Origin of the sequence: Megasphaera sp. DJF_B143 (assembly GCF_900320625.1) — a bacterium.
Lineage (GTDB): Bacteria > Bacillota > Negativicutes > Veillonellales > Megasphaeraceae > Megasphaera > Megasphaera hexanoica.
In genome coordinates, this window is the sequence record NZ_ONTA01000060.1 from 1 (window position 1) to 4,267 (window position 4,267).

A 4,267-nucleotide genomic window follows, 5' to 3' on the forward strand; every position below is an offset into this window, starting at 1 on the left:
CGCTGCGTGAAATACGAATGGATCAGCAGGGCCAGGATAGCCACGCATAGGCCGAAAGCCGTAGCAATGAGCGCTTCGCCGACGCCGCCGGTGATAGCGGCCGACTGGCCAGTCTGTACGTTGAAAATACTAAAGGCCCGGATCATACCGCTGATGGTTCCGAGCAGGCCCAGGATCGGCCCCAGGGTCACGATGACACTGAGATAATACAGGCGGCTGCGCAGCTTTGCCATGAGAATGCCCGACTGCAGTTCGATATAAGCCCGGACATCCCTGCCCGTACGGCCGGCAAAGACGTCGCGCAGGATATAGGCCAGCCCTCCCTGGCTTTCATCGGCCAGCGTCCGCGCTTTATCGTACTGTCCCAGTTTCATATACGTGTAAAACCTTTGGGCAAAGGCTGCCCCGGCATCCATGTGGGTATAAAAAATAGCCCGTTCCATACCGATATAGACGACAAACAATGAACACAACAGGAGGATGTACATGACAATCCCACCCTGCCGGAACAACAAAAATCCACTAGTAATCGCTTCCATACTACCGCTCCTATACATACTGAAACAACTGAAACAGAAAAAAACCGCAGGGATACGTCATCCTTACGGTTTATAACAGAACAGAGTCCTAATCCCCATCCCCATCGCTCGCAGGTCTGCCGGTGATTCTTTGTCAGGCAGTTCTTCTGGCTCGGATTCATGACCCTGCTGCGCCTTCCCATACAGATATACAGTGGCGTTTCTGCAGCAGCGCTCCTCCTTACAGCGGCGGGACCGCGCCGGCTTATACCGGCTTTTCTATTGAGTCTTGCGACACCTGACAGCTCCTATGCAGTTATATGTAATGGTAGCATGGCCTCTTGCAGACTGTCAAGAACGGGGCGCAATGCCACGAATGGTAATTTTCATAACATCCACAGACATTCCTGTAGTGTATTCGACAGACTGCTGTACCTCGTCCTTGACGCGGCGCAGGAGCTGGCGGATATTTTCCCCGTAATAAATGGTCAGCGTCAGGATAATGGCCAGGCCGTTGGCATGGGACAGGTAGTTCTTGGCCACCTTGACACGGTTCACCCGGGCAATACCGCTCATCCCTTTGAGCGTATGGCGGACGAGGGCAAAGAGGACATCATCGGAAAAGACCAGCTTGCCATAATAGCTGAATACGGGACGGACGACAGACTGCTCCACGCCGGATTTCCTGCCACCCCGGCCGGACAGGAACGAACGGATGGGATCGAGGAGATAACCGTGGAAATGAGATTTCAGCTCCATCGTCGGCACGGGGATGATATGCTTGCCTTCTTTCAGGCGGATATCCCTGGCTTTGGCGATTTCCGCTGCCGAGGATACGTCTTCGATATGGATATAATCATCGGCATGAGGAAGGTGCAGGGCTTGGCAGATGCGGCATATCATATGCTTCGACGTACCCAGGATGAGAAGCCGCGGCGGCTGGATCGTAAGGAGTGCCTTGCGGACGGCTTCAGCATGGGCCGGGTCGAGGAAAATAGCCCGGCGCACGGCCTGCATGCGGTTCGTTTCCTCCTTGGCAGACTGGCCGGCGACGATGCGGTTCTGATAAATGAGCAGGCCGTCATCGATGATACAGTCGATATTCCTTTCGTGCGCCACGACCAGGGCATGATAACTCTTCCCTGTCCCGCTGGCACCGATAAAGCCGGTAATATGCATCATTCCTCATCCTTTCTTTCTGCCTGCCATGACATAGACTGCCCTGCCGCTTCCCGGTCTTACGGCCGATAGGCCAGCAGCCCGTGCACGTACGATTCATCTACGGCATAGGACCCGACCGTTTCCGGGAACCGGCCCGGTACGCCATGGAAATCGGAACCGCCGCTGACCAGCCAGTGATGCTCCCGGGCGATGCGCAGGAATTCGTCACAGCGGCCGCGGTTATTGGGGTGATAGACTTCCAGCCCGTCAAAGGGAAAGGCCAGGACCCGGGACAAGGTCCGCTTCAACAGTCCCGGATGGGCCAGGAAAGCCAGCCCTCCTGCCGTATGGATCAGGTCGATACAGGCATCGACGGTCAGGCGGTGATACGGCACGTAGGCAGGGCCGCCGCGGTACAGTATCGTATCGAATACGGCTTTCACATCGGGAAAATACCCTTTGGCGACGAGCATGCGGGCAATATGCGGCCGGCCTACGGTCCCCCCTTTGGCCAGCATCCCTTCTATCTGGCCGCGGTCGATGTCATAGCCGAGGGATACACACCGGTCGGCGATCTCCAGAGCCCGGTTCAGACGGCGCTGTTTGAATTGCCGGCAATACTCCGTCAGCTCTTTCTGATCCGGCCGGATATAGTAGCCCAGGACATGGACATCCTCTCCATCGTAATCACTGCTCATTTCAATAGCCGGGATGACCCGTATGCCCGGTGCAAAAGAATGACCGGAGTAAGCAGCCACCGTATCGTGGTCGGAAATGGCCATGACCGAAAGGCCGGCCTCTGCTGCCATCTTCGTCAGCTGTTCCGGCGTATACAGGCCGTCAGAACAGGTCGTATGCATATGCAGATCTACATTCATGACGACTGGCCCCCTTTGAGCCATTCCAGGACCGTCTTGATGCCCGTCCCGGTCGCGCCTATATAGCCCATATCGTCTTTCTTTTCCAGGAATGCCGTCCCGGCGATATCGAAATGGATCCACGGCGTCCCTTCCCTGATGAACTGACGGATAAACAAGCCGGCCGTAATGGCTCCGGCTTCGGGACCGCCGACGTTCTTCAAATCGGCAATATCGCTCTGGAGCTGCTTTTCATATTCCCGGTCCGCCGGGAACTGCCATACCTTTTCATGGACCCGTTCCGCCATAGTGAAAATGCGGTTCATCCATTCCTGGTCGTTGCCGATCATGCCGCTGCGCACCGTACCGAGAGCCGTCACACAGGCTCCCGTCAACGTAGCGAAATCGATGATCCGCGTCGCCCCTTTATCCTGGGCATAGGCTACGGCATCGGCCAGGACCAGCCGGCCTTCGGCATCGGTATTCTTGACTTCCACGGTCTTGCCATTGTACATGGTAATGACATCATCGACGCGGTAGGACATGCCCGACGGGATATTTTCCGCCAGAGGCATGACGGCCAGCACATTGACGGGATACTTGAGGAGCATCAGCGCCCGGATAACGCCCAGGACCACTGCGGCTCCTGCCATATCGTCTTTCATGAACTCCAGATTGGCGTGGGACTTGAGAGACAGGCCGCCGCTGTCATAGAGAATGCCCTTTCCGACCAGCCCCAGCACATCCTTACTGTCCGGATCGCCCTGGTACAGAACCGACACCAGCTGCGGCGGATTCATACTGCCCTTGCCGACCGCTACGATGCCGCCCATATGGCGCTTTTCCAGATTCCACTTGTTGAGCGATTCGACGTGGATATTTTCGCCCTTGCACAACTCCTGTACCGAATCGGCAAACTTCCGCGGCGTCAGGTCATTAGACGGCATATTCGTCAGATCCCGGGCCAGATAAATCCCTTCATAAACCGACGAATACACATAGCAGAGCGTATTCAATTCCTTAATCTGCAGGCTCGCCGTAATGAGATTGATATTCTTGACCAGATTGGGCGACGCCTGGGTCTTGTACTGGATAAACTCATAATTCTGGTACAACAGTCCGTCGATGAGCGATGGAATATCCATTTCCAGCGTATCGATCAAAAGAGCCAGCTCCCGGACCTTCTCCTTCCGCGCAGCCTGCAAAATCTGGCGGCCTACCCGGAAATCCTCATACGTCGCATACTGTACCGGTTTATTGTCCAGCCCTACCAGGAGATACGTATGTACCTTGCTGCCACTGGCACAATGATACACATAAAGCGAAGTATAATCCAATATATCAGGCCGCTCCTCAACAAATACCTTCAGGGCCTTTACATCCTCCTTGGGTACCCGCTGCAGGGCTTTCATCTTCTTATCGACGCCAATGACCAGCATGTCAAAGCTGCCGTTGCCGTTGCAAGTAATCATCTGTGTCCCCTCACTTCCAAACTCTTTTCATACAATTTTAGTATATCAGAAAAGACTAAAATTGTCTCTTATTTTAATAAGTTCTATAGAAAGCCCGGCAACACGAACCCAACCAGCCACCGGGCCCCTGGCTGGTGACATTGCGGGAACGGCTCCGGTCCGGTGCGGTCATCATGGACCGTGACGGATGCTGGGCGTACCTGTTGCGTCCGGCGCGCTGTTTTGTCTGCGCGAAGCGAGTTTCAGCGCGCCAGCAACG

4 protein-coding genes and 1 riboswitch are annotated in these 4,267 nt (G+C 55.2%); all 4 genes read right to left on the reverse strand.

Annotated elements, in window-relative coordinates; translation table 11 throughout:
- The coding region (locus DBO31_RS01775) for a MotA/TolQ/ExbB proton channel family protein (protein WP_150824293.1) at positions 1–539 on the reverse strand (539 nt) is incomplete at its 3' end.
- 118 nt (positions 540–657) lie between these two features.
- Positions 658–835: riboswitch (cobalamin riboswitch) on the reverse strand.
- A gap of 34 nt (positions 836–869) precedes the next feature.
- On the reverse strand, positions 870–1,700 hold the full coding sequence (locus DBO31_RS01780; RefSeq protein ID WP_369907304.1) for an Asp23/Gls24 family envelope stress response protein: 831 nt from the start codon (positions 1,698–1,700) through the stop codon (positions 870–872).
- A 56-nt stretch (positions 1,701–1,756) separates the two neighbouring features.
- The gene (locus tag DBO31_RS01785) at positions 1,757–2,557 is read right to left on the reverse strand and encodes a PHP domain-containing protein (RefSeq protein WP_075582393.1); all 801 of its coding nucleotides are present in this window, start codon (positions 2,555–2,557) and stop codon (positions 1,757–1,759) included.
- Positions 2,554–4,008 (reverse strand): M17 family metallopeptidase, encoded by a 1,455-nt coding sequence (locus tag DBO31_RS01790; protein ID WP_150824294.1) that lies wholly within the window; start codon positions 4,006–4,008, stop codon positions 2,554–2,556. The genes DBO31_RS01785 and DBO31_RS01790 overlap by 4 nt, the downstream gene beginning before the upstream one ends.
- Positions 4,009–4,267 lie beyond the last annotated feature (259 nt).

Coding starts and splice junctions, on each gene's coding strand:
- DBO31_RS01790 (WP_150824294.1), bottom strand. CDS start 4,008: ATGATTACTTGCAACGGCAACGGCAGCTTTGACATGCTGGTCATTGGC.
- DBO31_RS01785 (WP_075582393.1), bottom strand. CDS start 2,557: ATGAATGTAGATCTGCATATGCATACGACCTGTTCTGACGGCCTGTAT.
- DBO31_RS01780 (WP_369907304.1), bottom strand. CDS start 1,700: ATGATGCATATTACCGGCTTTATCGGTGCCAGCGGGACAGGGAAGAGT.